This is a genomic window from Brevibacillus borstelensis (assembly GCF_036700025.1).
GTDB classification, from domain to species: Bacteria; Bacillota; Bacilli; order Brevibacillales; family Brevibacillaceae; genus Brevibacillus; species Brevibacillus borstelensis.
Map to the genome: position 1 here is coordinate 3,229,791 of NZ_CP144922.1, position 25,962 is coordinate 3,255,752.

At 53.9% G+C, this 25,962-nt stretch carries 23 protein-coding genes; 2 read left to right on the forward strand and 21 right to left on the reverse strand.

Going from position 1 to position 25,962, the window contains the following annotated elements:
• Positions 1–7: 7 nt before the first annotated feature.
• From V5G20_RS15300 to V5G20_RS15355, 12 genes are all read right to left on the reverse strand, one after another.
• On the reverse strand, positions 8–766 hold the full coding sequence (locus V5G20_RS15300; RefSeq protein ID WP_039071141.1) for an SDR family oxidoreductase: 759 nt from the start codon (positions 764–766) through the stop codon (positions 8–10).
• Positions 767–779: 13 nt separating this feature from the next.
• Complete coding sequence (locus V5G20_RS15305; RefSeq protein ID WP_003386974.1) at positions 780–2,225, reverse strand: aldehyde dehydrogenase family protein; 1,446 nt, start codon at positions 2,223–2,225, stop codon at positions 780–782.
• A 3-nt stretch (positions 2,226–2,228) separates the two neighbouring features.
• Positions 2,229–3,305, reverse strand: a complete 1,077-nt coding sequence (locus V5G20_RS15310; RefSeq protein WP_171506344.1) for a tartrate dehydrogenase — start codon at positions 3,303–3,305, stop codon at positions 2,229–2,231.
• A gap of 208 nt (positions 3,306–3,513) precedes the next feature.
• Positions 3,514–4,824, reverse strand: a complete 1,311-nt coding sequence (locus tag V5G20_RS15315) for a sigma-54 interaction domain-containing protein (RefSeq protein WP_024985040.1) — start codon at positions 4,822–4,824, stop codon at positions 3,514–3,516.
• Positions 4,821–5,066, reverse strand: coding sequence for a hypothetical protein (locus V5G20_RS15320; protein WP_311067553.1), 246 nt, complete (start codon positions 5,064–5,066; stop codon positions 4,821–4,823). Before V5G20_RS15320 ends, V5G20_RS15315 begins: the two co-directional genes overlap by 4 nt.
• Positions 5,067–5,162: 96 nt before the next feature.
• Positions 5,163–5,834: a GNAT family N-acetyltransferase gene (locus tag V5G20_RS15325; protein WP_122958570.1), complete on the reverse strand. Its 672-nt coding sequence runs from the start codon at positions 5,832–5,834 to the stop codon at positions 5,163–5,165.
• 24 nt (positions 5,835–5,858) lie between these two features.
• Positions 5,859–6,548, reverse strand: a complete 690-nt coding sequence (locus V5G20_RS15330) for a GNAT family N-acetyltransferase (protein WP_039071322.1) — start codon at positions 6,546–6,548, stop codon at positions 5,859–5,861.
• Positions 6,549–6,558: 10 nt separating this feature from the next.
• Entirely contained in the window at positions 6,559–7,416 is an 858-nt protein-coding gene (locus V5G20_RS15335; protein ID WP_003386980.1) for a carbon-nitrogen hydrolase family protein, read from the reverse strand.
• Positions 7,417–7,666: 250 nt separating this feature from the next.
• On the reverse strand, positions 7,667–8,926 hold the full coding sequence (locus V5G20_RS15340; protein WP_327926276.1) for a M20 family metallo-hydrolase: 1,260 nt from the start codon (positions 8,924–8,926) through the stop codon (positions 7,667–7,669).
• Between the two features lie 76 nt (positions 8,927–9,002).
• Entirely contained in the window at positions 9,003–10,619 is a 1,617-nt protein-coding gene (locus tag V5G20_RS15345; RefSeq protein ID WP_338461203.1) for an amidohydrolase, read from the reverse strand.
• A gap of 22 nt (positions 10,620–10,641) precedes the next feature.
• Positions 10,642–12,138 (reverse strand): sodium:solute symporter, encoded by a 1,497-nt coding sequence (locus V5G20_RS15350; RefSeq protein ID WP_311067555.1) that lies wholly within the window; start codon positions 12,136–12,138, stop codon positions 10,642–10,644.
• Positions 12,135–12,335, reverse strand: coding sequence for a DUF3311 domain-containing protein (locus V5G20_RS15355; protein ID WP_003386984.1), 201 nt, complete (start codon positions 12,333–12,335; stop codon positions 12,135–12,137). The genes V5G20_RS15350 and V5G20_RS15355 overlap by 4 nt, the downstream gene beginning before the upstream one ends.
• Before the next feature lie 158 nt (positions 12,336–12,493).
• On the opposite strand from V5G20_RS15355, the gene V5G20_RS15360 reads away from it, so the two are divergent.
• Positions 12,494–14,131: a PucR family transcriptional regulator gene (locus V5G20_RS15360; RefSeq protein WP_003386985.1), complete on the forward strand. Its 1,638-nt coding sequence runs from the start codon at positions 12,494–12,496 to the stop codon at positions 14,129–14,131.
• A 140-nt stretch (positions 14,132–14,271) separates the two neighbouring features.
• Here V5G20_RS15360 and V5G20_RS15365 read toward each other — a convergent pair whose 3' ends face one another.
• From V5G20_RS15365 to V5G20_RS15390, 6 genes are all read right to left on the reverse strand, one after another.
• Positions 14,272–15,885, reverse strand: a complete 1,614-nt coding sequence (locus V5G20_RS15365; RefSeq protein WP_003386987.1) for an ABC-F family ATP-binding cassette domain-containing protein — start codon at positions 15,883–15,885, stop codon at positions 14,272–14,274.
• Between the two features lie 509 nt (positions 15,886–16,394).
• A complete protein-coding gene (locus V5G20_RS15370; protein WP_338461207.1) occupies positions 16,395–17,471 on the reverse strand; it encodes a sulfate ABC transporter ATP-binding protein in 1,077 nt (358 codons plus the stop codon).
• Positions 17,468–18,331: a sulfate ABC transporter permease subunit CysW gene (gene cysW / locus V5G20_RS15375; protein ID WP_003386990.1), complete on the reverse strand. Its 864-nt coding sequence runs from the start codon at positions 18,329–18,331 to the stop codon at positions 17,468–17,470. Before cysW ends, V5G20_RS15370 begins: the two co-directional genes overlap by 4 nt.
• Before the next feature lie 12 nt (positions 18,332–18,343).
• Positions 18,344–19,180: a sulfate ABC transporter permease subunit CysT gene (gene cysT, locus V5G20_RS15380; RefSeq protein WP_003386991.1), complete on the reverse strand. Its 837-nt coding sequence runs from the start codon at positions 19,178–19,180 to the stop codon at positions 18,344–18,346.
• Between the two features lie 88 nt (positions 19,181–19,268).
• Positions 19,269–20,327 (reverse strand): sulfate ABC transporter substrate-binding protein, encoded by a 1,059-nt coding sequence (locus V5G20_RS15385; protein ID WP_003386992.1) that lies wholly within the window; start codon positions 20,325–20,327, stop codon positions 19,269–19,271.
• A gap of 240 nt (positions 20,328–20,567) precedes the next feature.
• Entirely contained in the window at positions 20,568–21,203 is a 636-nt protein-coding gene (locus V5G20_RS15390; RefSeq protein ID WP_031933283.1) for an MOSC domain-containing protein, read from the reverse strand.
• Positions 21,204–21,347: 144 nt separating this feature from the next.
• Here V5G20_RS15390 and V5G20_RS15395 point away from each other — a divergent pair, with 144 nt between their 5' ends.
• The gene (locus V5G20_RS15395; protein ID WP_003386994.1) at positions 21,348–21,650 is read left to right on the forward strand and encodes a DUF3846 domain-containing protein; all 303 of its coding nucleotides are present in this window, start codon (positions 21,348–21,350) and stop codon (positions 21,648–21,650) included.
• A 101-nt stretch (positions 21,651–21,751) separates the two neighbouring features.
• On the opposite strand, the gene V5G20_RS15400 is transcribed toward V5G20_RS15395, so the two are convergent.
• The 3 genes from V5G20_RS15400 to V5G20_RS15410 all read right to left on the reverse strand — a co-directional run bounded on the left by V5G20_RS15400 (position 21,752) and on the right by V5G20_RS15410 (position 25,679).
• A complete protein-coding gene (locus tag V5G20_RS15400; RefSeq protein ID WP_024985031.1) occupies positions 21,752–22,285 on the reverse strand; it encodes a dUTP diphosphatase in 534 nt (177 codons plus the stop codon).
• Positions 22,286–22,316: 31 nt separating this feature from the next.
• Positions 22,317–23,348 carry a ribonucleotide-diphosphate reductase subunit beta gene (locus V5G20_RS15405; protein WP_003386996.1) on the reverse strand — a complete coding sequence of 344 codons (1,032 nt, stop codon included), beginning with the start codon at positions 23,346–23,348 and terminating at the stop codon, positions 22,317–22,319.
• 81 nt (positions 23,349–23,429) lie between these two features.
• A complete protein-coding gene (locus V5G20_RS15410; RefSeq protein ID WP_172921110.1) occupies positions 23,430–25,679 on the reverse strand; it encodes a ribonucleoside-diphosphate reductase subunit alpha in 2,250 nt (749 codons plus the stop codon).
• Between the last annotated feature and the right edge of the window lie 283 nt (positions 25,680–25,962).

Below are 25,962 nucleotides of genomic sequence, written 5' to 3' on the forward strand. Positions count from 1 at the left end.
TTACCCGTTAGATTCCGCGTCCTCCATCGATGTTGACGATCTCGCCGGTAACGATTTTGGCCAGATCGCTGCATAAATAGAGAGCCGCCTGTGCAATGTCGTCCGGTTGAATCAATGCGCCCAGAGGAACGCTGCTCAAAAAGATATCCTTGGTATCCTTCTCGATCTGTTCCGCATCGCCGTGCATAAATTTGCTCAGCATGGGAGTCTCGGCAGGCCCCGGGTTGATCCCGTTCACGCGAATCCGATAAGGCGCAAGCTCGATCGCCAATGCTTTCGTCAGCATGATCGCCGCCCCTTTGGAAGCACAGTACGCATTCAGTCCCGGACGAGCGCGTACCCCTGCAATCGAGCAAATATTCAGAATAGAACCGCTCCCCTGCTGCTTCATTCTAGGCACAGCGTACTTTGACGTGAGATAGATCGATTTTACGTTTACATCCATTGTCCGCTGCCACTGTTCCTCCGATACTTCCTCAACCGGCGTGAACGCCATCGGAACGCCAGCGCAGTTGACGACAATATCGAGAGAACCGAATTGTTCCACCGTTCGGTTAACGGCGGACTCAACTGAACCGGCATCGGCTGCGTTTGTCTGAAGAGCCAGAGCCAGAGGACCGCATTCACCGGCTGTAGCCCCGGCAGATTCTCCGTTCAAGTCGACGACCGCTACCTGTGCTCCCTCTTTTGCAAAAAGCCGGCATATCGCCTTTCCCATCCCCGATCCGCCGCCGGTGACAAATGCCGTTTTTCCTTTCAGCAACATCTGCTCCCCTCCTTTACGGCTTCAGATTCATGACGACCATCTTCAGATCGGTCATCTCTTCGATGGCGTAATGGGGCCCTTCCTTGCCAAGACCGCTGTTTTTGATTCCCCCGTAGGGCATTACATCGTTGCGGTACGTGGAAACATCATTGATAATGACGCCGCCGTACTCCAGCACCTTGGCCGCCCGCATCGCCAAATTGAGATCATTCGTGAAAATGCCCGCCTGCAAGCCGTATGAAGAATCGTTGGCTGCAGCAAACGCTTCCTCAATCGTCTGGTAGGGAATGATTGTGACCACGGGTGCGAACACCTCCAGACAGTTTACTTTCATCTCTGGCCTCGTTCTTGTCAGGACAGTCGGATAAACGAGCGAGCCTTCCCGAACTCCGCCGTGCAAAAGCTCGGCGCCCTGCTCGACAGCTTCCTTTACCCAGCTCTCGGCCCGAATCGCTTCCGCCTCGCTGATCATCGGGCCGACGTCTGTTTCGGCGTCCTCTGGATCGCCGACGCGCAGGGCCCGCACCTCTTCCAGGAATTTTTGCGTAAACGCTTCGCGGATCGCTTCTGCTACAAATATGCGCTGCACCGCGATACATGCCTGCCCCGCATTGTGAAAACTGCGCTGAGCGATCTGTCTTGCCGCCAGCTTAAGATCGGCATCTTCGTGGACGATGTTGGGCGAATTGTTTCCCAGCTCCAGAGAGACTGGGCGCAATCCGCTGCGCTGCTTGATATACGTGCCGACCTCAGCCGAGCCGGTAAAGGTGTACATGGCGATCCGGGGATCGTCGAGCATCCAGTCGCCTACCTGGCTGCCTGAGCCTGTTACGATATTGACGTGTCCCTTTGGCAGGCCCGCTTGCTCCAGAATTTCCACCAGCAAAAAGGCAGAGATCGGGGTTGAAGTGGCCGGCTTCAGGACAACGGTATTGCCCCCTGCTAGTGCGGGTGCTACCTTGTGTGTACTGAGCAGCAGCGGATAGTTGAAGGGAGTAATGGCGCCGATCACGCCTTTGGGTACGCGAATGGCGAAGCCCAGCCGATTTTCTGAACCCGGTGTGGCAGCCAGCGGGACCATCTCGCCGGAAAGCCGTTTGACTTCTTCAGACGACAGACGGAGCGTGTTGATGACCCGATCCAGCTCCCCACGGGCGTCCTTTCTCGTTTTTCCGACCTCCCAGACGAGGGAAAGCTCCAGCTCTTCCCTTCTCTTCTCGGCGATCTGACTTGCCGCGAGCAATATATCGCTGCGTTCGGAAGGTGTCAGCGTACTGGTACGGAACGTCTGCAGCGCGTGGGTGACGGCATCCTCCACGTGCTGCTTGCCCGCTTTCGCAATCGTGGCGATCACCTTGCCGGTGTACTTATGGGTGACGGGAATGCTCTCCTCTGTCTCGATCCACTCGCCGTTGATATACAAACGATAATGCTGCACTTGAGCTGTCGTCCCTTCCATCTGTCATCCTCCCCTTCTGTACAATTGTTCACGGATCGCGTCGCCAATTTCTCTCGTGGTGGCCTTCCCCCCAATGTCCGGGGTTCGGACCTCTCCGGCGATCAGGACATCCTCGATGCTGTCCAGCACCAGTTTGCCCAGCTCCCGCTCTCCCAGGTGATCAAGCATCATGCTGATGCTCCACAGCGTCGCGATCGGATTGGCGATGCCTTTTCCGGCGATGTCAGGCGCAGACCCGTGAATCGGTTCAAACATGGACGGATACTGCTTTTCCGGATTGATATTGCCGGAAGGTGCCAGCCCCAATCCGCCGACTACCGCTGCCCCCAGGTCTGTCAGTATATCGCCGAACAGATTGCTGGCGACTACGACATCAAAGGATTCAGGCCTGCTGACAAAAAACGCAGACAGGGCATCAATATGTGTGAGCTGGGTTTCGATATCCGGATAGTCGCTGCTGATCTCTTTGACGATCTCATCCCAAAACGGCATGGAGTGATTGATTCCATTTGATTTGGTGGCCGCCGTGAGCCTCGTCTTTCCGGACGCTTTGGCAAGCTCAAACGAAAAGCGGACGATCCTCTCGATCCCGTAGCGGGTAAAGACGTTGTTTTGCACTGCCAGTTCATACGCTGTACCGACATGGAGACGTCCTCCCATGTTCGAATATTCGCCTTCCGTATTTTCCCTGACTACGACAAAATCCAGATCGTCGTGCTGCTTGTAGCGCAGCGGGCTTTCCAAACCGCGCAGCAGCTTGATCGGGCGAAGATTGACGTACTGTTGAAAGCTCCGGCGTATCGGCAGGATCAGCTCCCAGACAGAAATATGGTCGGGTACGCCCGGTGCCCCGATCGCTCCCAGCAGGATCACGTCAAACGGCCGCAATCTCTGCAAGCCATCCTCAGGCATCATCCGGCCGTGCTCCCGATAGTACTGGCAATTCCACGGAAAAGATTCCGTTTGAAACGAGATGCCGCCATGAATGTCAGCGATGGATTGCAGCAGCGACAATCCTACCTCCATTACTTCAGGTCCAATTCCGTCTCCTGGAATGACCGCAGCCGAGTAATGTTTCATGAAAGCGACTCCTTTGCAATGAAGTTTTGTTACACGAACTTCTTGCAAGGCTCATGCCAAATCAGTATGTTTCAAATATTCCGTCAATTATTGGCCGGATATCGGCCGTAATGTTTCATCGCTGTTTCATACCATCGATTTTTGTTGCAAGCTTGTTGCAAGTGCAACAGCCAAATTCCATAAACTGGTTTCCCTCATTCCCCATCCACTAAGGCAGCATCACCCCGTATTTTTTTAGCTTCCGCCAAAGCGTTGTCCGATCCATCCCCAGTATTTTCGCCGCCTCCGCCCGATTTCCTTTTGTCTCTTGCAAAACGCGACGGATCAAATCTGCTTCGTCAATGGCTGGCTGAATATCCTGCACCTTCCTGCCGCGCTGCACTTTCTTCGCAAAAAAAGCAGCATCGGATAAATCCAGGCGGCCTCCCTTGCAGAGCAGCACCATTCTCTCCACTACATTGCGCAACTCCCGGACGTTTCCAGGCCAATCGTGTTTGGCAAACAGCTCAAACACCTGCTCGCTCACTTCTACGATGCATCTGTCATCTCTCTCTTCGATCTCGCGGATCATCGACCAGACAAGGGCGGGAATGTCATCGGGCCTCTGGCGCAGGGGCGGGAGCTCCAAGGTCAGGACATTGAGCCGGTAGTACAGGTCAGAGCGAAATTCCATCCTGCCGATCAGCTCCTCCAGGTCGCGGTTTGTCGCTGCAATGATCCGGACATCTACGGGAAAAATTCGCTCTCCCCCAATCCGGCGCACTTTTTTCTCCTGCAGTACGCGCAATAGCAGCGCCTGGATAGGCAGGGACATCTCGCCGATTTCGTCCAAAAAGAGCGTTCCTCCGTGAGCCAGCTCAAACAGTCCCGGCTTGCCGCCTTTGCGGGCCCCTGTAAAGGCCCCATCCTCATAGCCGAAGAGCTCGCTCTCCAGGAGGTTCCCCGGCAGCGCCGCACAGTTGACAGCGACGAACGGCCCCGTTGCCCGCTGGCTGCAGAGATGCATTCCTTGTGCAAACAGCTCCTTCCCGGTTCCGGTCTCACCGAGTATCAGAACGGTCGCATCGGTCATTCCGAAGGTCTCCGCCAGCTCCCTCGCTTCTCGGATCGCGCTGGACTGGCCGACGATGTCTTCGAGTCGGTATTTTGCTTCCAGACCGCTTTCCATGCTCTGCTTGCGGATGCGGAGCTCCATTTTCTGAATATCGGTGATTTCTTTAAACGTACTGACAGCCCCGACAATGTCACCGTCTATGGAAATGGGCAAACGGTTGATGATGATTTGGCGGTTCAACACGGTTGCGATATCGCCGATCTCCCGCTTTCCTGTAGCCAGAATGCGGAGCATGTCGGAATGGGGAATGTACCGCGTGATCTTTTCCCCGACGATATGCGGCGGCAGGCCGAGAATTTCCAGGGCGTTCTTGTTCACCCAGATGACCGTCGAGTTTTGGTCTACAGCGATAATTCCGTCATGAGAAGCGTCCAGAATCGCCTGTATGAGCGTGTGATCCTTCATTTTTCGATGCCTCCTTCCTGCGCCCGATCCAGCATCAGGTCTACTTCCGCAGGAGGCTTCCCGGCAGCTTTTTTGCGCTTCCGTTTCTTTTTGCGCAAAGTCAGGATCGCGGTCAGCATGAGAACGAGCGTGGCGAGCTGTACAGGCTGTGTCAGCGAAGCGTCCAGCCACCCGCTCATCCCGAGCAATTGGAAAAGGACCGCCAGATAAAGTATAATCGATGCCCAATTTTGCTTTTTCACCGTTTTTCCCCTTCTATCCGCTAGAATCCCGCATGTTTATGGAAAAAGACTCCCGGGAAGCATGATCGCTTTCCAGGAGTCGATGCAGCGCGTTGGCTAAATCGGACGAAGCGCCAGGGTTTCGCGTCCGGCCAGGTCTTCCACCATATCATGCCACGCTTTCGGTTTTTGCGGCAGCACAGCGTAGTACCTCGTCAAAAAGGTCTTCACGAGAGACGCTTCCAGCTCCTGCTGGTCCTCATTTGTCGGCATGAAGCACAAGTCCAGGCCTGCAACGGCTTCGCCATCGTTTTGCCAGGACGGGTGAACATAAGGGAAATCAATCCGCTTGTAGCCCAGGTGGGAGAGCACCTCCCGGCGTACGAACGGGTCCATCGGCTTGATCCCGCCAAACGCATGCTCTTGTACCCGATACGGGTCGTATATTTCGGCAAACATTCCGTACAGCTCTTTTCCGTTTTCCTTTGCCAGATTCATCAAATCCTTCTGGCGCTCGCGGGCGAGGAAACGGCCAATTCCCAAACCTTCACGGCCGATGATCGTGAAGTCGGTCATCGCTACGTTCAGGTCCGTATAGTAACGGTATTCGGTGGCGCCAACCACTTCCCCGTTCTCTACAGCGACAAACACACGGATGCCAGGGTCCTCAAGCGGCTCCTTCCACAGGTCAAAGTCCAGCACTTCCTCCGGCGGAAATACTTCCTGCATGAGCCGGTGCATGCTTGCAAATAGCGGGTCCGAAATGTTTTGAATGCGAACATACTGCATGTGTGACTCCTCCCAATTTCTCTCCTATTTTATGAACGGGTCCGCTGGCCGAGAACGAAATGGATTTTTCCATTCCATCAACGCGGCATAGTTATGCGATTCCTCGTCTTCCAAATAATTGGCCACTACTTTTACAGGCGTACGGCCGCAGCGCATCAAAAAGCTGATCACAGGGTCCTTCAGCTCGCCCTTCACTACTTTTTCCAGGTACGCTTCCGCCGACATCCCAGACGCATGCCGCCCATATCCGGGCATGCGGCCACCCCCGAGCAGCCGCTCCAATCCTCTGTGTACGACCAATTCATACATCGCCTGCATCATGCTCATCCCAAGCCGCCATTTGCGGTAAGCCGGGCGTATGCAAATATCCACGACATACAGCGTATTTCCGTCAGGATCGTGATTGCGGATGTACCCGGAGTCGGTTACTTCCTCCCAGGTGTGGTCCGGATGCTCCGGATCGTAGGAAACGAGCAGACTCGTCATCGAGCCTGCCAGTACGCCCTCCACCTCGATGCAGATCGCACCTTCCGGAAACAGTGTGACATGATTGGTCAGCTGCTCTTCGTTCCACCACAGCTCGGAGGGAAACGGCGGAGGAAAGCTCTCCTGCTGGATGCGGATCAGCTCCGCATAATCCTCTCGTGTGTAGTTGCGAATCACGGCTTTGGCCGGCTTGTCCTCGTGAAACACGAAAAGTTCTTTCCGATACACGGCTGCACCTCTATTTCCAATCGGGATACAAATCGATCCTGCGATCGCGCCAGGTCGTGACGGAGCCTTTTTCCCTTACGTCATACAACAGCTGCAGGTCCAAATCCGCCGTCACCAGCATATCGTTGTTGAGCTCGCCCTCGACAAGGACGCCCCGCGGCGGGAACGGAATGTCGTTTGGCGTGAGCACTGCCGCCTGGCCAAAATTCGCCCGCATGAAGTCGACTGTCGGGAGAGATCCTACGGTTCCCGTCACAACCACGTACACCTGGTTCTCGATGGTGCGGGCATGGCTGGTGTAACGGACGCGGTGAAATGCGTGGCGGTCGTCCGTGCAGGATGGACAGAAGATGACGTCGGCACCGCGGGCTTTCGCCATCCGCACCAGCTCGGGAAACTCGATGTCATAGCAGATGATCATCGCCACTTTGCCCTTGTCTGTCTCAAAAATGTGCAGGTCGTCGCCGGCGCCCATATTCCAGCCTTTGATCTCCCAAGGCGTGATGTGAACCTTTTTTTGCTGGCCGACGCGGCCATCGGGGTAAAACAGGAACGCCGTATTGTACAGACGTCCGTTTTCCCGGATAATGTGCGTGCCTCCGATGATGTGCATCTGATGACGCTGTGCCAGCGTGGTAAACAATTGTATGTACGCCTCCGTAAACGACGGGAGGTCATTGATCGTCAGCGCGTTTCCTTGCGCGTCTCCGATGGACATCAACTGGGTCGTAAACAGCTCGGGAAACAGCAAAAACTCGGTTTCGTACTCCTCGGCCGTCTTTACGTAATGCTCAACCTGTTTGGCAAACTCCTCAAAGCTATGAATGGTATGCAGATGATACTGCACGGCAGAAACGCGCATCTTCATGGGAAACCTCCTTGCAGCACGCAGCTAAGTACGTAGATATACGGTAAATGATAGCAAAAAAAGCGGGTAAAGTCTCTCTTATTTGCAGGAAAAATGCAAGTCGATGCCTTCGCTCACATCTTGGCTCACAGCTCTCTTCCGGATCGGTTCTTTCGTACCAAATTTTCAGGTTCACACAAATAAACCAGACTTCTTTTCTGGCAGCAGAAACGGCCTTCTCTTTTGTCAGAAGGCCGTTTGAACCGGGTTGTTATTTCTTTGCCGCCATTCGAACAACGGTCCGGTACAGCAGCTCGGTGCCAAGCGCAATATCTTCATACGTCGAAAACTCCTGCGGATTGTGGCTGATACCGTCTTTGCAGCGGACGAAAATCATGCCGTAATCACAGACGTACGAAAGCGCCAGGGCATCGTGGAAGGGGCCGCTCATCAGCTCGGGAGGATTGAATCCCAGAGCGCCGCTCTCTTCCCGCATGATCGCTTTGATCCAGTCGGCGCAGTACCGGGGTTCGCTGTTGGTATCCTCCGTAATCGTATAACGAAGTCCACCTTCTTGTGCGGCCTGCTCGATCGCGGCCCGCAATTCCCGCTCCCGCTGATTGCGTCTCAAAAGGTCGATATCCCTGAGATCGATGGAAAAGCGAACGCGCTCCGGGATGATATTGCGCGAGTCGGGAAATACCTCCAGATGGCCGACGGTCCCCACTGTTGGAGCCTCCGGGTCGGATTTGGCAATTTCATGCAAGGCCGTGATGACTTTGGCCGCCCCTACCAATGCATCCTTTCTCATCCGCATCGGTACAGAACCGGCGTGACCGGCAAAGCCTTCAAACTCGACCGTCCACCAAAGCGGACCGGAGATGCCGCTGACGATGCCTACAGGCTCCTCAATCTGATCGAGGATCGGTCCTTGTTCAATATGAAGCTCCAAAAAAGCGCCGATGCTGCCTTCGGGATAGACAGACTCCTGCAGGCGCTCGGGGTCACAGCCGAATTCCTGCAGCGCTTGGCTCCGGGACACGCCGTTTTTGTCCGTACGCGCAAGCTCGCCTTCCTCCAGCTTGCCGAGTATCCCCCGCGACCCGAACAAGCCCTTTTGAAAACGACAGCCCTCCTCATCGCAGAAGGCGACGACCTCAATCGTCTGCTCTGGCCGCAGTCCCTGTTCCTTGAGTGTCTGAACAGCCTCCAGCCCGCCCAATACGCCGATCGTCCCGTCGAATCGCCCTCCATACGGCTGCGAATCGATATGGGAGCCGATCATCAGCACGGGAACAGCCGGGTTTTGTCCCTCAAGCCGACCGATCAGGTTGCCGAACTGGTCGATTCGGGCGGAAAGTCCTGCTTCCTCCATCCAGCTTTTGACCAATTCCACTCCCGCCCGGTCCTCCGGGGAAAGGGCCAGACGGCATACTCCTGTTTCCCCGATCTTGCCGATCCGGGCCAATGCCTCAATCCTTTGCTTCAAGCGCTCCTGATTGATCTGGAGCTGCCTGGTCTCCACGTTCATTTTCCGCGACCTCCTTTTGATTCTCGCAAAAGAACGGTTTGCCGTTTTTCACGAAAGGAATGGACGAAAGAGGTGCTTACTTCGCCATGGCTTCCTGACTGGCATACACGACCTCTCCGTCAATCATCGTTAGGCTAACTTGCAAATCCTTGATGGCTTCCTTCGGCACATCCAGCATTCTCCCGTTGACGACGACCAGATCGGCCAGCTTTCCCGCTTCGATGCTCCCTTTCAGCCCTTCTTCAAAGCTGGCGTACGCACCGTGAATGGTAAACATTTTGATGGCGTCCATGACGCTGACTGCTTGCTGCTCTCCTACCGTTGCCCCGTTTCTGCTCTTGCGATTGACAGCGGCATGGATGCCGACGAGAGGAGAATAGCCTGTTACCGGACAATCGGATGCACCCGCGGCGATGATGCCATTCCGGAAGAAGTCACCGACCGGATACATGTATGCCGAGCGTTCTCCGAGATTTTTCAGGTAGCTCTCCCCGTACTCGTACAAAAAGGCCGGATTCGGTGTCGGGATGACATCCAGCTTTGCCATTCGCTGCACCAGATCAGGGGCGGATACGCCAGCATGCTCGATCCGATGGCGATGATTATGGCGAGGATGCTTTTCGAGCGCTTCTTCAAAGCAGGCGAGCAGCAGCTCAATGGCCCGGTCTCCCTGTGCGTGGGCTGTGATCTGGAATCCCTTCTCATGCGCTTCTCCCAAAATCCTATTCAATTCGTCCCGGGAATAGTAGAGGATTCCGCTGTCCCCCGGCCTGCTCGCAAACGGCTCGCGCATCGCCATTGTCGGTGCGATGCTGGCGCCGTCGACGAACACTTTTGCGGGTCCGATTCGGAAGCGCTCGTCCCCAAGGCCGGTGACAATCCCGGCGTCAATCACTTTGCGGACAAAGGCGTCCGATTGATTCAACGCGCAAATCATTGCATAGATTCGCACCTTGACATCGCCGGTCTGTACTGCCTTTTGCATGGCCCGCAAATTGTCCGGCCCGTACCCGCCTGCATCGTGCACGCTCGTGATTCCCGCGGCGACAAAGTCTGCGGAGGCGAGTCGAAGGCCTTCCCGGTACTCCTCCTCCGAAAAGGCAGCAGCCTCAAACATCTGCATATGCGCCGTCTCCACAAGCAGCCCTGTTAGTACTCCTTGTTCATCACGGTCCAATCTGCCCCCCTGCGGATCGGGCGTATGCTCGTCAAACCCTGCCCTGCGCAGTGCTTCCGTATTGACGATGGAGTGATGGGCACAGGTCCGCATGACAAAGACAGGATGCTTTTCGGAAACGCTGTCCAGCTCCTGGCGAGTCGGGAACCGCTTTTCGCGCATGCGGTTCTCGTCAAAACCGCAGGCCCGCACCCACTTTCCTTCCGGTGTGCGGGATGCTTGCTCCCGCAAGGCTTCCAGCAGGTCTTCGATCGAGTCGATTCCTCTTGCCTTGCAGTCGACGCCCAGCTTGTTGGTCCCGTAAATGGTGATGTGCAGATGGGAATCAATAAAACCGGGCAGCAAGCTTTTGCCTTCCAAATCGATTACCCGTGTCAGCGGGCCTATGTATTTGCTGACTTCTTCATTCGTGCCCACTGCCGAAATACGGTTGCCGCTGACAGCAACCGCCTCCACAACCCGTCCGTACCGATCGACCGTGATCACTTGTCCGTTCAGAAATACTGTATCTGCCATAAAAAGTCTCCTCCTTATTTTCCTATACCGGCTGGTGTGTTTCGTCTCCGGCGATGGCATCTTTCTCTCTCGCCTGAACGATACGCTGCGTAATGACATGCACCGCGAACATGACGACCAGGTTGATAAAAAGGGCGATTACTCCGACATTCAGGTCTTTGACAACAGAGGGCAGCGAGGGAAACAGCGTTCCGACACTGACCTGGGCGATGGTCACATAAGCGACGGTCAACACCCCGCTCGCGATTCCGGCAAAAGCGCCGTATTTGTTCACGAGCGGACGTGCAGGCACACAGAACAGCAGAGCGGGAAAAAGCTGTGTAACGAGGCTGTACCCCATCAGCAGCAAGGTGACAAGCGTATCTCCTCCGCTGAGCGTAAAGTACAGGCTGATCAGCGATAAAACAGGCACCAGGCTTTTGGCAAGCCAGGGAAGCTGTTTGTCGCCAACACTCGGCAGCAGAACCTTGATCACGTTTTTCGAAAGAAGGGTCGCTGCCGTCATCAAAAGCATCGAGCCCGGCACGAGCGCTGTCAGCAATCCGGCAGCGCCGATCAGTCCGACGATCCACGGTTCAAAGGTCTGGATCGACAGCCGGAGAAGCGACAAATCGCCGTCTGCTCCTTTCAGGCCAGGCACCTGCAAGATTGCAGTAAAGCCGACGAAGAAGACGAACAGCAGCATCAGTGTATAGAGCGGAAGCATGACGGTGTTTTTTCGGAATACACGGGCGCTTTTCGCCGAAAAAATGGAACCGAACGTATGCGGCCACATGTAAAAGCCCAGCACCGTCAACAGGACAGTCGAGATAAACCAGGAAATGCTCATTCCTTCTTTGGGAAAGGTCAGGAAACCGGGATTGGCAGCGTGAACGGCTTCGAACATCGGCCTGATGCCTCCATAGTAATGATACGGCAGGTACAGACCGAGAAAGACCACGACAAAGAAGATCATGATGTCCTTGATGGCCGCAGTCCAGGCCGAGCCGTGTATGCCCGAGATCATGACGTAGGCGGTCACGGCGAGCACGCCGATCCATACAGCCGCAGAGGGAGAGATGGAGCCGTATGATGCTTCCGAGACGATGATTCCCAGCCCTTTAAACTGGAGGACCAGATAAGGAATGATCGCGAGTACGCCGACAGTCGCAACGAGGATGCCGAGAACCGGGCTTTTGTATTTGCTTACAAAAAAATCGGACTGGGAAACAAGCTTGTGTTCCTTGGCGTACCGCCAGATGGGAGGAAGCAGCCAATAGGAGAGGACGTATGCGAGCGAGATGTAGGCAAGCACATAGTAAGCCGGAGCTCCCTTGGAATAGGCCCATCCGCTGCCCCCGAGGAAGGTGAAGGTCGTATAGATTTCGCCTGCCACCAGCAAAAAGATGAAGATCGTGCCAAAGCCGCGTCCGCCTACGGTCCACTGCTCCATGTTCATGTCTTTTCCCTTTTGGGCGCGAATGCCGAAATAAAGAGCGGCAAGCAGGGATGCGAAGATGATTAACAGCGCATGGTTCATCCTTCTTCCTCCTCTCTGTTGACCGGGTCCAGCTTGTTGACAAGGGCCATGATGCCCGAGGTCAAAACGACCCACATCACGATCCAGAAAAGAACGAAAGGCATCCCCAAAACATAAGGCTCGACGCGGTTCACAAACGGGATTCCGCCGAGCATCCCAACGAACGGTACGAACCCCAACCAATCCTTCGCTTTCACTCACCCTACCCCCAATCAAATGGATGTTGGTTGCTTGCCGATCGGCCGATCGAACATGTATGGTATTATTATCGAAAGATTCAATCTTTTCCTTTGTCCACGTTTCCAGAAAGCGGATGGTTTTTTTGTTCCATTTACTAAACATGTGGAGGGATCGCATGATAACCGTACGTGAACTCATCTCTGTCGTCGGCTGGGGACCCAATGCCGTGCTGGCAGGCGAATCCTTTTTGGACAAAGAGCTTATCGCCGTTACGTCGTTTGATTCCCCCGACGGATACAAGTGGCTTCACAAAGGCGAATTTGTCCTGACAACCGGCTATCCGTTTGTCACAGACAGGCAGACGCGCGAAGCAAGGCTGCTGCGGCTAATTGACGAGCTGGCCGAGATCGGCACCCCCGGCTTTGCCATCAAGCTGGGCCGATACATCGACGAGCTCCCCGCCCGCGTCATTGAGCGGGCCAACGAAAGGCAGATGCCGATCCTCTCCTTTCCGATGGACAAGGCCTGGTCGGACATCATTATCCCTGTCGCGCACTACATAAACGCCAAGCAGCGGGAGGAGCTGGATCGGACCCATGCCATCTACGAGGTGTTTCACCGCCATCTCACCAGAAACGGCAGTGTCGAAAATTTGGCCGAGCTGCTCCACGATATCCTGCAAACGCCTGTCAGTATTTACGCCAGAACCCCCAAATGGAATTGGCATGTGCCTGCCCCTATCGAACATTCGCCCGGACTGGAAGAATTGCTGACATCGACCCGAAACGCCCGGATGCACTCGCAACTGTCCCGTTATCGCGACCAGCATCTCATTCGCTGGCTTGTACATAACAATCGCCGGGAGGGAGCTGTTGTCCTGTGGAACGTCACACGCGAGCTGTTTCCCTGGGAAAACGTTGCGCTGGAACAGACAGCTGCCCTGCTTTCGCTGGAAATCGAGCGTCACTACACCGTCGTATCGACGTACCAGCGTTTTCGCAATGATTTTCTCCAGCTTCTTGTATCCGGAAAAGAGCAATCGACTGACCTGCTCATACGCAAGGCGGAGGAGCTCGACTGGGAGCTGGCGGACCGCTATGTAGCTGCTGTCATGCAGGCTACAGCCGGTTCCGCCAGCGACATGAAGGCCTGGAGTGAGCATGAAGCTGTGCTTGAGACAATTCGGAACCACTGGGAAACCCATCGGCCCCCGATCTTGTGCGGGCTGGATCGCGAGCATCGGATATTGCTGCTCTTTCCGGTGCAGGCTGATACGGTGGTTCAGCCTTCCGAAGAGCTGCTCGCCAGCCTGGAGATGTTGATACAGAAAAACAGGCAGCGCTCCATGTCCATCGGTATTGGCCGTTCCTATCCCGGCTTGGGTGGCATTGCCCAGAGCTACCATGAAGCGGTGATCAGCTGTCGGGCTGCGAGAGAAGGTGCCCCGCCCAATTCCGTCGCGGGTGCAAAATCTGCCCTGACGATCCGCCAATTTTCGTCACTCGGCATCGAGCGTATTTTGTTTGCCGAGTCCCCCGATCAAGAAGCCCGCCAGTTGGCTGATGAGTGCCTGTCCGCGCTGGCCGAATACGACCGGGAGCGCAAGGGCCAGCTGATCGACACCCTCCGTATGTTTTTGGCCTGCGATGGCAATCACGCCGAAGCTGCCAAGAAATTGTACGTCCATAAAAACACAGTCAAATACAGGCTGCAGATCATCCGGGATTTGACTGGACTTCACCCCGAGAAAGGTCATGATCAACTGTTATTTCGTATCGCTTTGACCGCTTACAAAGACAGCCCGGTGGTGTAAAGATGCCGTCCGTTTCGCGTTCTGGAATAACTGACAGGTTCACACGATGAAATGACAAGGCTCTGCAATGAAACCTTCCGGAAAATCAAAAAACCTCTGGCCTAACTCAGACCAGAGGTTTTTGCATTTGCTCAATCGTCTTACGCGTAGTGTTGCTCGCGAAGCCGCTGGATTTCTTCGCTTTCCAGGTATTCATCGTACGTAATCATCTTGTCGATGATGCCTTTTGGCGTAAATTCGATAATCCGGTTTGCAATCGTCTGTACGAATTGATGGTCATGGGAAACGAACAGAAGTGTTCCGTCGTATTCGATCAAGCCATTGTTCAAAGCCGTAATCGACTCCAGATCCAAGTGGTTGGTCGGCTCATCCATGATCAACACGTTGGCCTGGGCCAGCATCATTTTCGCCAGCATGCAGCGGACTTTTTCTCCACCGGACAGGACGTTCGCTTTCTTCAGCGACTCGTCGCCGGAGAAGAGCATCCGGCCCAAATAGCTGCGGATAAACGTTTCATCCTGCTCTTTGGAGTACTGGCGCAGCCAATCGACCAAGGACAGGTCCGTATTGAAATACTCCGAGTTGTCTTTCGGGAAGTACGCCTGGGAGGTCGTCACTCCCCACTCAAACGTACCGCTGTCTGCTTCGACCTCTCCCATCAGGATGCGGAACAAGGTCGTTTTGGCCAGCTCATTCGGTCCGACGAACGCGACTTTGTCCCCTTTGTTGATGGTCAAATTCAGATTTTCAAACAGCTTCTCGCCTTCGAGCGTTTTGCTGAGGCCTTCGATCATCAGGAGATTCTTGCCCGCCTCCCGCTCCGGCTTGAAATTGATGTACGGATAACGGCGGCTGGACGGCTTGATGTCTTCCAAAGAAATTTTCTCCAGCAGCTTTTTCCGCGAGGTCGCCTGCTTCGACTTGGACGCATTGGCGCTGAAGCGTGCAATAAACTCTTGCAGCTCCTTGATTTTCTCTTCTTTTTTCTTGTTCTGTTCGCGGGCCATTTTCAGCGCCAGCTGGCTGGATTCGTACCAGAAGTCGTAGTTGCCGACGTACAGCTGGATTTTGCCAAAGTCGATATCCGCGATGTGCGTACAAACCTTGTTCAGGAAGTGGCGGTCATGGGATACGACGATGACGGTGTTCTCGTAATCGGCCAGAAAGTTTTCCAGCCAGCGGATCGATTCGATGTCCAGGTGGTTCGTCGGCTCGTCCAGGAGCAGGACGTGCGGATTGCCAAACAGGGCTTGTGCGAGCAAAACCCGTACTTTCTCGTTGCCCTGCAGGTCCTTCATCTGCTTGTCGTGCAGTTCTGCAGGAATTCCGAGACCTGTCAGCAACTCAGCCGCATCCGCTTCGGCCATCCACCCGTTCAGCTCTTCAAACTCGCCTTCCAACTGGGATGCGCGCATGCCGTCCGCTTCAGAAAAATCCTCTTTCATGTACAGCGCGTTCTTTTCTTCCATGATTTCGTACAGACGGCGGTGACCCATAATCACTGTTTTGAGTACTTCAAATTCATCGAATTCAAAGTGGTTTTGCTTCAAAACGGCGATCCGCTCTCCCGGCGTGATCGAAACATGTCCGCTGGTAGGCTCGATTTCACCGGAGAGGATTTTTAAAAAGGTTGATTTGCCGGCACCGTTGGCACCGATCAAACCATAACAGTTGCCGGGCGTAAACTTGATGGTTACATCTTCAAACAATGCGCGTTTTCCGTAGCGCAATGTAACATTCTGAGTACTTATCATCACAATACCTGCCTTTTTTCACTCATTCAAACACTAATCATATCAGAAAAGAAGACTTTTCGCAAAATATCGCAAGTTGAGAAGGGACCGCCTCTCCCCGTTTGTTTTACAGCTTTTCAAGACAGTCCGGAAAAGGAGGTTTCCGTTGATAGAGATGGCCTTTCTCGGGAAAGCTATGCATGGACCCACAACGGTTTTTCGAAAGGAGGACCTAAGTCATGTCAAAGAAAAACGGCGTAAAAAATGAAATGGGAAACAAGGAAAATCCTTCTCAGACACGAGCTTCGAATACGATCAGCAAAGAAGAGACTCGTTCCAAGCAGCGCGGAGAGTAGCAATCTCTGCTGCCTGGCCTAGCAACGCTCTGCAAGCAGAACAGGAAAAGCCGGTCTATCAAAAAAAGACCGGCTGACTTTTGTTCGGGTGTCATTTTTTCTAATCGTCGCTACCGTTCGTTTGTTGCCCATTTCTTCATGGCTTGTGTCATTGTCTGTCCCTTCATTTCATGTCTACGCATGGATCAGATGTCCGCCCACGTAAAAGGCAACATGCTTCAGGTGTACATACAGCAAATCGCCGGACTGGAGGGAAAGTTCTGCAAAGCGGCGCCGGCTCATTTCGGCTTCGAAGATTTCCCCCGTATCCATCCGTCTTAGCTCAAGGCGGACTACAGAGCCCAGATTGTAAACATAGATCAGCTCCGCCGCCACGGACTGCGGATATTGCGGAGACCGGCTTACATCTACATCGTGCGGCCTTACGTAGCCGACCGCCGGCACATCGTCATCCTCGACTGCCCAATCGACGGCAAATTCCGCCTCTCCCAGCTTCACCTTGCCGTCTGCAATCCGCCCGCGAAAGAAGTTGACGCGCCCGAGGAAGCTGTACACAAACGGATTTGAGGGATTATTGTAGACCTCCTGGGGCGAACCGGTCTGCTCGACTCTTCCCTCGTTCATCACCACGACCCGGTCCGCGAGCTCCAACGCCTCTTCCTGATCGTGCGTGACAAAGACAATCGTCAGTCCCAGCTTTTCGTGCAGCCGTCTCAGCCAGCGTCTGAGCTCCTGTCGCACTTTTGCATCGAGGGCACCGAACGGCTCATCCAGCAGCAAAAATTTTGGCTCCACGGCCAGCGCTCTCGCCAGCGCCACTCGTTGTCTCTGCCCCCCGGACAATTGCGAAGGGTACCGATGCGCAAGCCCTTCCAACTGCACCAGACGCAGCAATGAGTGAACCCGTTCTTTGATCTCCGCCTTGGTCGGCCTCTGCTTGCGCGGCCGGACAGTCAGTCCAAAGGCGATATTGTCAAAAATATCCATATGCCGAAACAGGGCGTAGTGCTGAAAGACAAATCCCACTCCCCGTTCCCGCACGTCACGATGTGTATGGTCCTCTCCGTTGAAAAACACCTGGCCTGAATCGGCTGGCTCCAGCCCCGCGATCAATCGCAGTAGCGTTGTTTTGCCGGAACCAGAAGGCCCCAAGAGAGCGACCAGCTGTCCTGTCGGAATCTCCAGCTGAACGTCGCGCAGTGCAGTAAAGCTTCCATATGACTTGCTGATGCCGCAAATTTCAATACTCATGCGCTGGCCTCCCTTATGATTTCCGGCATCGCCTCGTTTTCTCGCTGCTGTCCTTCCGTTTTCCACTCGATCAGGCTTTTCAAGACGAGCGTGACCAACGCCAGGACAGCGAGCAAGGTAGCGGCAGCAAACGCGGCGACAAACTGATATTCGTTGTACAAAATCTCCACGTGGAGCGGCAGTGTATTGGTCATGCCCCTGATGTGCCCCGAGACGACGGATACCGCTCCAAATTCCCCCATCGCCCGGGCATTGCACAAAATGACTCCGTATAACAGCCCCCACTTGATATTGGGCAGGGTGATCCGCCAAAAGGTCTGCCAACCGCTTGCTCCAAGCGAGATCGCCGCTTCCTCCTCATCCTTCCCTTGCGCTTCCATCACCGGTATCAACTCTCTCGCCACAAAGGGAAAGGTCACAAAGGTTGTCGCCAAAACAATTCCCGGAACAGCGAAAATAATCTTGATATCATGCGCTGCAAGCCAAGGGCCGAGAACTCCTTGCGTGCCGAACAGCAGAACAAATATCAGGCCGGAAATGACTGGAGACACGGCAAAAGGCAGATCGATCAGCGTCAAAAGCAGGTTTTTGCCTCGAAAGGAAAACTTCGCAATGGCCCAAGCCGCGGCCACGCCGAAAACAACATTGGCAGGGACACTGATCGCCGCAGTCAGCAGCGTAAGCTTGACGGCAGAAAGGGTATCCGGCTCTTTTACAGCCTGGAGAAACAAGCCGATTCCCTCGCTGAAAGCTTCGGAAAAGACGGCAATCAGCGGAACGACCAGAAACAATCCCATGAAGATCAAGGCTACTGCAATCAAGAGCCAGCGAACATACCCGGGTTCGCTCGTATCAGTCAATCCATATCCCTCCTATCGTGCAGCATCCAATTTGTTCGTCTTCCACTGAAAAAAGTTGATCACCAGCAGCATGAAAAAGGACGCGACGAGCATGACCGAAGCGATCGCCGTCGCTCCTGTATAGTCGAATTGCTCCAGCTTTGTCATGATCAAAAGCGGAACGATTTCGGTCTGGAACGGCATGTTGCCCGAGATGAAGACGACGGAGCCGTATTCGCCCAAGGCGCGGGCAAAGGCCAGGGCAAAGCCGGTCAGGATCGCCGGGAGCAAATGAGGAAGAATCACGCGCAGGAACGTTTGCAGCCGGGATGCTCCCAAGGTGGCAGCGGCTTCCTCTACCTGGCGGTCCCAATCCTGAAGAACAGGCTGTACCGTCCGGACGACAAAGGGGAGTCCGATAAAGGTCAAAGCGACAAATATCCCGACAGGCGTATACGCGATTTTCATCCCCCACGCCGCAAACAACTGACCGATCCAGCCGTTCTCCGAATATATCGAGGCAAGGGCGATACCGGCTACTGCTGTCGGCAGGGCAAACGGCAGATCGACGATACCGTCAATGAACCGTTTTCCCGGGAAGTGGTACCGTACCAGCACCCATGCGACCAGCACCCCAAATACTGCATTCATGCAAGCTGCAAAAAAGGCGGTCAAAAAGCTGACCTGAAAGGAAGCGAGGACGCGCTGGTCCGTCACCGTCAGCCAAAACTGCTCCCAGGTCATGCTGGCTGTCTGGAGAAAAAGGATCGAAAGAGGGATCAAGACAAGCAGGCTCAGGTAGACCAGCGTGTACCCAATGGTAAGCCCAAAGCCCGGTAAGATTCCTTTTGATTTCATACGTTTTCCCATGGTTGACTCTCCCGCAGGTTGACAGTTTGTTTTCTTTGCAAAGCAGCCCCCTTGCAGCAACGGAAGTGAAGGATCAATAGCTGTTCCGTCACTCTTTTTGGGCCTGATAAATCTGATCAAAAACGCCTCCGTCTGCGAAATGAACCTGCTGAGCTTTGGCCCAGCCTCCGAATACTTCCTGGATGGTAAACAGCTCAATTTCGGGGAACGGCGGCTGGTGGGCCGCTTTCACTTCGGCTAAGCGGGGCCTGTAGTAATGCTTGGCGGCAATTTCCTGTGCTTCTTTTGTATACAGAAACTGAAGGTATTCCGTCGCCAGCTCACGAGTTTGACGCTTGTCGACGTTCTTGTCGACTATGGCGACAGGAGGTTCGGCCAGTATGCTGAGCGAAGGATTGACGATGTCAAACTTGTCTTTCCCCAGTTCATTGATGGCCAGATAGGCTTCGTTTTCCCAGGCGATGAGGACATCTCCGATACCCCGCTCGACAAAAGTGGTGGTCGAGCCGCGTGCGCCGGAATCCAGGACGGGAACGTTTTTGAACAGGCGGTTCACGAAGTCCTTGGCCTTCCCTTCATCCCCATTGTTTTTCTTCAAGGCATAGCCCCATGCTGCCAGGTAGTTCCAACGGGCCCCGCCTGAGGTCTTGGGATTGGGTGTGATGACGGACACGTCCTGCTTGACCAGATCATCCCAATCCTTGATCTGCTTGGGATTCCCTTTTCGCACAAGAAACACGATCGTGGAGGTGTATGGAGAGCTGTTATCCGGCAGCCTGCTCTGCCACTCCTTGGGCATGTATCCCCGCTCAGCGATGGCATCGATATCATAGGCCAGCGCGAGAGTGACCACATCCGCTTCCAATCCGTCGATAACAGACCTCGACTGCTTGCCGGAGCCGCCATGCGACTGTTTGATGGTGACGGTTTGCCCTGTCTTTGTCTTCCAGTACTCGGCGAATCGCTGGTTGACCTCCTGATACAGCTCACGCGTCGGGTCATAGGACACATTGAGCAGCTCCACCTGTGTCTGTTGTTTGCTGTCTGTTGCCGAATTCGAGGCTGTGCATCCAATCAGACCAAGACACAAAACAATGGCTACTGCATACACAGAAACGGGTCGCAAAAACCAATAACGTCCACTCATCTGACTTTCTCCTTTTCTAATTCTCAGTAAATGCATCGGAATATAATTCATTGTATTGTGGCTACTGCCTACTTTGTGTCAACTTGTTTTGGTCCAATCGCCCAATCTTTGTGCTCTCAGCCAGCCAATGTGTTCGCAGCCCGCCAATTTTACCGTATGTCTGACGCTTGGGCGCCGTTCATCGGACCTAGCCCGAAAATAAAAAAAAGCCGGCAAATGCCAGCTTTGTTCATGAACCGCTTATGTTGTTAAACGCTTTTCCAGCGAAGGCCGACAACTGTCAGCCAGCTCTTTCACCGCCAAAATCCGCCGAATGGCCTCCAGATTGTCCTTTTTGTGGTACTTGATCTGATTGATAAAAGCGACCGTCACATTATGACTGCTTTTCTCCAGCAGACGAAACTCCATATCCTGGCCGATCATTCCCGTCTCGAGCACGCGCATATAAAAGCCGCTGTACCCTGTCTGTTGAATGAGCGAGACCATGTCGCTGCGCTGCAGCCGTACATCCAGTTTGAAACAGGGCTGCCTCGGCTGGCTTACCTGCACGACTGCCTCACCCAATTGAAAAATGTCGCCGATAGACACGGTGGACTCGTCCAACCCGCGAACTGTCACATTTTCACCAAATGCACCGGGAGCCAGCTCCTGACCAAGCTTCTCCTCCCAGAACGAATAATGATCGTAGCTGTACACCATCAATGCTTTGTCCTTGCCGCCGTGAAAGCGGCGATCGGCTTGTCCGTCCCCGTCGAGCTGTTCCCAATCCAGAAATCTGCGATCCGTGACAGGGTATTTCCAAATTGCCGTACTTACTTCTTTGCCATTATGCATGACTGTTTGCGGCTTGCCCACATTGATGGATACCAGTTGCATCTCTCTCGCTCGTCCTTCCAGTTTTTTCATTATTGTACCACAGATGACGGTTCGGGCCCTTTGTCTGAATCTACCGATAATTACTCACTCTCGCTTCCATCAGCCGCATCGTTTATGATGATAGAAAGAAGGAGTTGATTGGTTGTGATTACCGTTTTGATCAAACATCCCCACGAGGATGTCGCCCCGATACAAATCAAGGATACCGACGATGTCACCCGGCTCGTCGGCGGCGACTTCGAGGTGCTTGCGGATGATCGTCTGGACGGAGTATCTCTGCTCGTAAACGAGGACTTGCGCGGAGTGGCAGCGAACAATTTTCCGGTCACGACAGACGGTTTCCTCGACTGGGTGTATGGTCCCTGCGTATTTGTAAAAGCGGATGGCACCTCTCTGACGGACGAGGACATGGAGAAGATCCGGAAGTACCTTGCCTCGCACGTATAAAGAACAACACCCCGAGGGAGAAAAAGACCCTGGAGCAGGCAGTGATGTCCAATAGGCATCCTGCCGTCTTCAGGGTCTTTTCATCTATCTATTCTTTCCTCCTACTGTACGCCGCTGCTGCCGAAGCCGCCCGCTCCGCGTTCAGTTTCGTCCAGCTCCTCCACTACCTCGAAGTCAGCTATCGGCACAATCGCCAGCACTCCCTGCGCGATCCGGTCTCCCTTGCGGATGAGATAGGCGTGGCGGTCCACTTCCCGATCTACTTCAACCGGCTTGTCGCTGACGTCCATACACGTTTTGCCGCTCTCGCCAGACGGTGTGCGGATATTGTCGATCAGGACGCATACTTCCCCGCGGTAGCCGGCATCAACAGTACCTGGAGCGTTGCTGATCCGCAGCTTTGACTTTGCGCTGATTCCGGAACGCGGGCGAACCTGCAGCTCATATCCATCGGGCAGGGCAAAGGCCAGCCCGGTCGGAATTTTGGCTGTCTCCCCTGGCAGAATAATCACATCTTCGACTGCTACAAGATCAAATCCCGCGTCGAAGGCACGGGCGTATTTCGGAATGACGGCATCTGCATGCAGTTGTTTGATCTTCACAGGAGCCACAGGCCGTTTAAACGTGTTTGTCATTTCTCGTCTCTCCTTTGCTGACTGGTGCGGATTAGAGGTCGCCCAGGTTCAATCCGCTCGATTTAGTATAATTGGTCACCTTTTGCTCGAAGAAGTCGGTCTTGGTTTGATTCAGGTTGGCGAAGCTGTCTACCCATTTCATCGGGTGCTCCAGGTGATCAGGGTACAGAATCTCCAAATCGAGTCCTTTTAGACGCTGGTTGGCCAAATATTTGATATAGCGCTCCAAAATGTCGTTGTTGATTCCGAGAATTTCATTGTTGGTCACATACTGTCCCCAGCGGATTTCGTGAGAGGCAGCCGTATGGAACATGCCGCGCAGCTCTTCGATCAATTCAGGCGTAAAGATATCCGGGTTCTCTGCCCGCAGCTCGCGGAACATGTTCTGGAACAACACCACGTGTGTAAGCTCGTCCCGCTGGATGTATTTGATCATCGTCGCGGTTCCCGTCATTTTTCCTTGACGCGCCAGCGTGTAAAAGAAAGAGAAGCCGGAGTAAAAATAGAGCGATTCCAGCAAGTAGTTGGCGATTACGGTTTTGACGAAGTTCACGTCATTCGGATTGTCGACGAACTGCTGGTACAAATCGGCGATGAACTTGTTTCGCTCCATCAGGTGAACGTCATTGCGCCATTCGTCGTAAATATTGTCTCGCGTTTGCGGGGAACATACCGAATCCAGTACGTAGCTGTACGACTGCGCGTGAATCTCCTCCTGGAATGTCTGGATATTCAATAGGGAGCAGACCTCCGGCGCCGTCACATAGTCGGAGATGTTCGGCAAATTGACCGATTGGAGCGAGTCCAAAAAGTTCAGGAACGAGATCGTCTTGTCAAAAGCCCTTCGCTCGGCCGGAGAGAGCGAGTCGAATTGCTTGGCGTCGTTTGCGAGCGGCACCTCTTCCGGAATCCAGAAGTTGTTGAGCATCGTCCGATACAGCTTGGCAGCCCACGGATACTTGATCCGGTTCCACTCTCTTAGGTTGGTGGTGTTTCCGCCGATCATGCGCTGCGTGCCGCGCTGGCCTTCTTCATTGAATAAACGCTTTTTTTCCAGTTGCATGCGTGTTCACACTCCTATGAGCAAGTAACGTCCCCGGCCTGTCGGACCGGGGAGTCAGGTTTGCTCTTTTGATTTTGTTTGTTATGCCGAGCAGCTTACACAGTCCTCTACTTCAACAGATTGATTGCGGACGTAGTAAATCGTCTTCAATCCGTTTTCCCACGCCTGTATGTACAGGTCGAGAAATTCGGGCGCTGTGATTTGCGGCGTGATGTACAGGTTGAACGATTGGGCCTGGTCAATGTGGACCTGTCTCGCTCCGGCTGCACGGATCGACCACTGCTGATCGATGCGATGGGCCTCCTTGTAGTAAAAGAATGTGTTTTCATTCAGATTCGGCGCCGTTTGCGGGATGTTTCCGCTGCGCTTTTCCTCTACGAAAAACTTTGCGTAAACCGGATCGGTAGACGCTGTGGAGCCAGCGATCAGGCTGGTCGTGCCCGTCGGCGCCACGGCAAAGGTCCAGGCATTGCGCATGCCGTACCGGGCGACATCCTCTTTCAACGAAGCCCACCGTTCATCCGTGTAGCCTCTCCGTTCGAAGTACTCTCCGGTCTGCCATTCGCTGCCTTCAAATACGCGATACGTTCCCTTTTCGCGTGCCAGCTCCATCGATGTTTTAATCGCTTGATAAGCAATTTCCTCGTACAGCTTGTCGGCCGCCTCTATGTGCTCTTCGCTCTCCCACTTGATTCCGTTTTGTGCCAGGTACTGATGGTAGCCGCTCGTTCCGAGACCCACCGCACGGTATTTCTGGTTGGTGGCTTCCGCCTGCTTTACCGGATAGTAGTTCAAATCAATCACATTGTCCAGCATCCGCATCTGGATCGGGACGATTCGGGCAATGTCCTCTGTTGATTGCAAGCGTCCCAGATTCAGCGAGGAAAGGTTGCAGACGACGAAATCGCCCGGTCTGTAACGGTATACGACCTCTCCGTCCTCCAGCTCTTCGCTGACGAACACGGTCGGGCTCATGTTCTGCATGATCTCCGTGCAGAGGTTGGAGGAGTACACCATGCCTGCATGCTTGTTTGGATTTGCTCTGTTTACCGTATCGCGGAAAAAGATGAACGGCGTTCCCGTTTCAAAAGCGCTGGCCATGATGCGCTTCATGATTTCAATGGCCGGTATCTCCGTCTTGATCGTCAGCTTCTCTTCCTGGACGCACAGCTCGTAGCGGCGGGCGAACTCTTCACCGTAGGAGTCCTCCAGAGAGAAGCCCATCACCTCGCGAACCTCATGCGGATCGAACAAATACCACATGCCCCGCTCTTTTACGCGCTCCATGAACAGGTCGGGAATGCACACGCCCGGGAAAATATCATGGGCTTTCATCCGGTCGTCTCCGTTGTTTGTTTTAAGCAAGAGGAAGTCGAGGATGTCTGCATGCCATACATCCAGGTAGATAGCGAATGCTCCTGCCCGTGTACCGAGCTGATCGACGCTGATCGCAATCTGGTTGTAGAGCCTTGTCCACGGCACAATGCCGCCGGAAGCTCCCTTGTGTCCGCGAATGGACGAGCCGCGGCTGCGCACTTTCCCCAGATAAATGCCGACACCGCCGCCGAATTTGGAGACCATGGAGGTCGCACCGGCCGTATTCATAATTCCTGAGAGAGAGTCATCTACCGTGTCGATGAAGCATGACGACAGCTGGTGATGTGGCGTTCCCGCGTTGGCGAGCGTCGGCGTGGCGACGGTGATCTCCAGCTTGGACAAGATGTCGTAGAAGTCCTTGGCGTGTTTCAGCTTGTCCTGCTCCTTCATCGCCAGGTGCATCGCAATGATCATGAACCGCTCCTGGGGCAGCTCCATGACCCCTTTGTCGTAGTCTTTGATCAAATAGCGGTCAGCCAGCAGGCGAAGTCCGGCGTAGTTGAACAGCTCGTCCCTCTCCGGCTTTAGATAAGCCTGCAGCTCTTGAATCTCTTCATCACTGTACGTTTCCAGCAAATACGAACCGTACAGTCCTTTTTCAGTCAATGTATGTACCAACTCAGTAAAGTCGCCGTAGCCAAAATGGCCGCGGTATCCGCGATTGATCGCTGCGTCTTTGTACAAATCGTAAGCGAGCAGTCTGGCTGCCACGAATTGCCATTCCGGAGTTTCCACGCTGGTCTTTTCCACAGCGGTCTGCATCACGATCCGCTGAATCTCTTTGGTGGTCATCCCATCGCGAAATTGAATGCAAGCATCCATCTCCAGCTCAAGCGGATCGCATGCCGGATAGTCCTTGCAAGCATAGCCGATCACTTTTTTCAGCTTGTCGATGCGCAGGTCTTCCTGCTCTCCGTTTCGTTTCACTATTTGAATGGTGGTAACAGCGTTCATGCCGCAACTCCTTACTCCCCCGTAATTTTCTCTCTGGTAGAATTGGGTATAATGACGGGATCAATATTTGGTAGATTTTGAGTCTCAAAACCTTTTATCAGTGTACAAGAGACCACTATATATAGCAAGGGATTAAATTTTTCGACAAATCAAATACTATATATTGATTACATCCATCTCTGCGTGTATGTACCACAAGACGAAGAAAAAAGATACAGGACAAGAGTCTCATTTCTGGTTGACTTGTCATCGCTATGCTTGAATGTCCCTTTCGTTTCAGGAG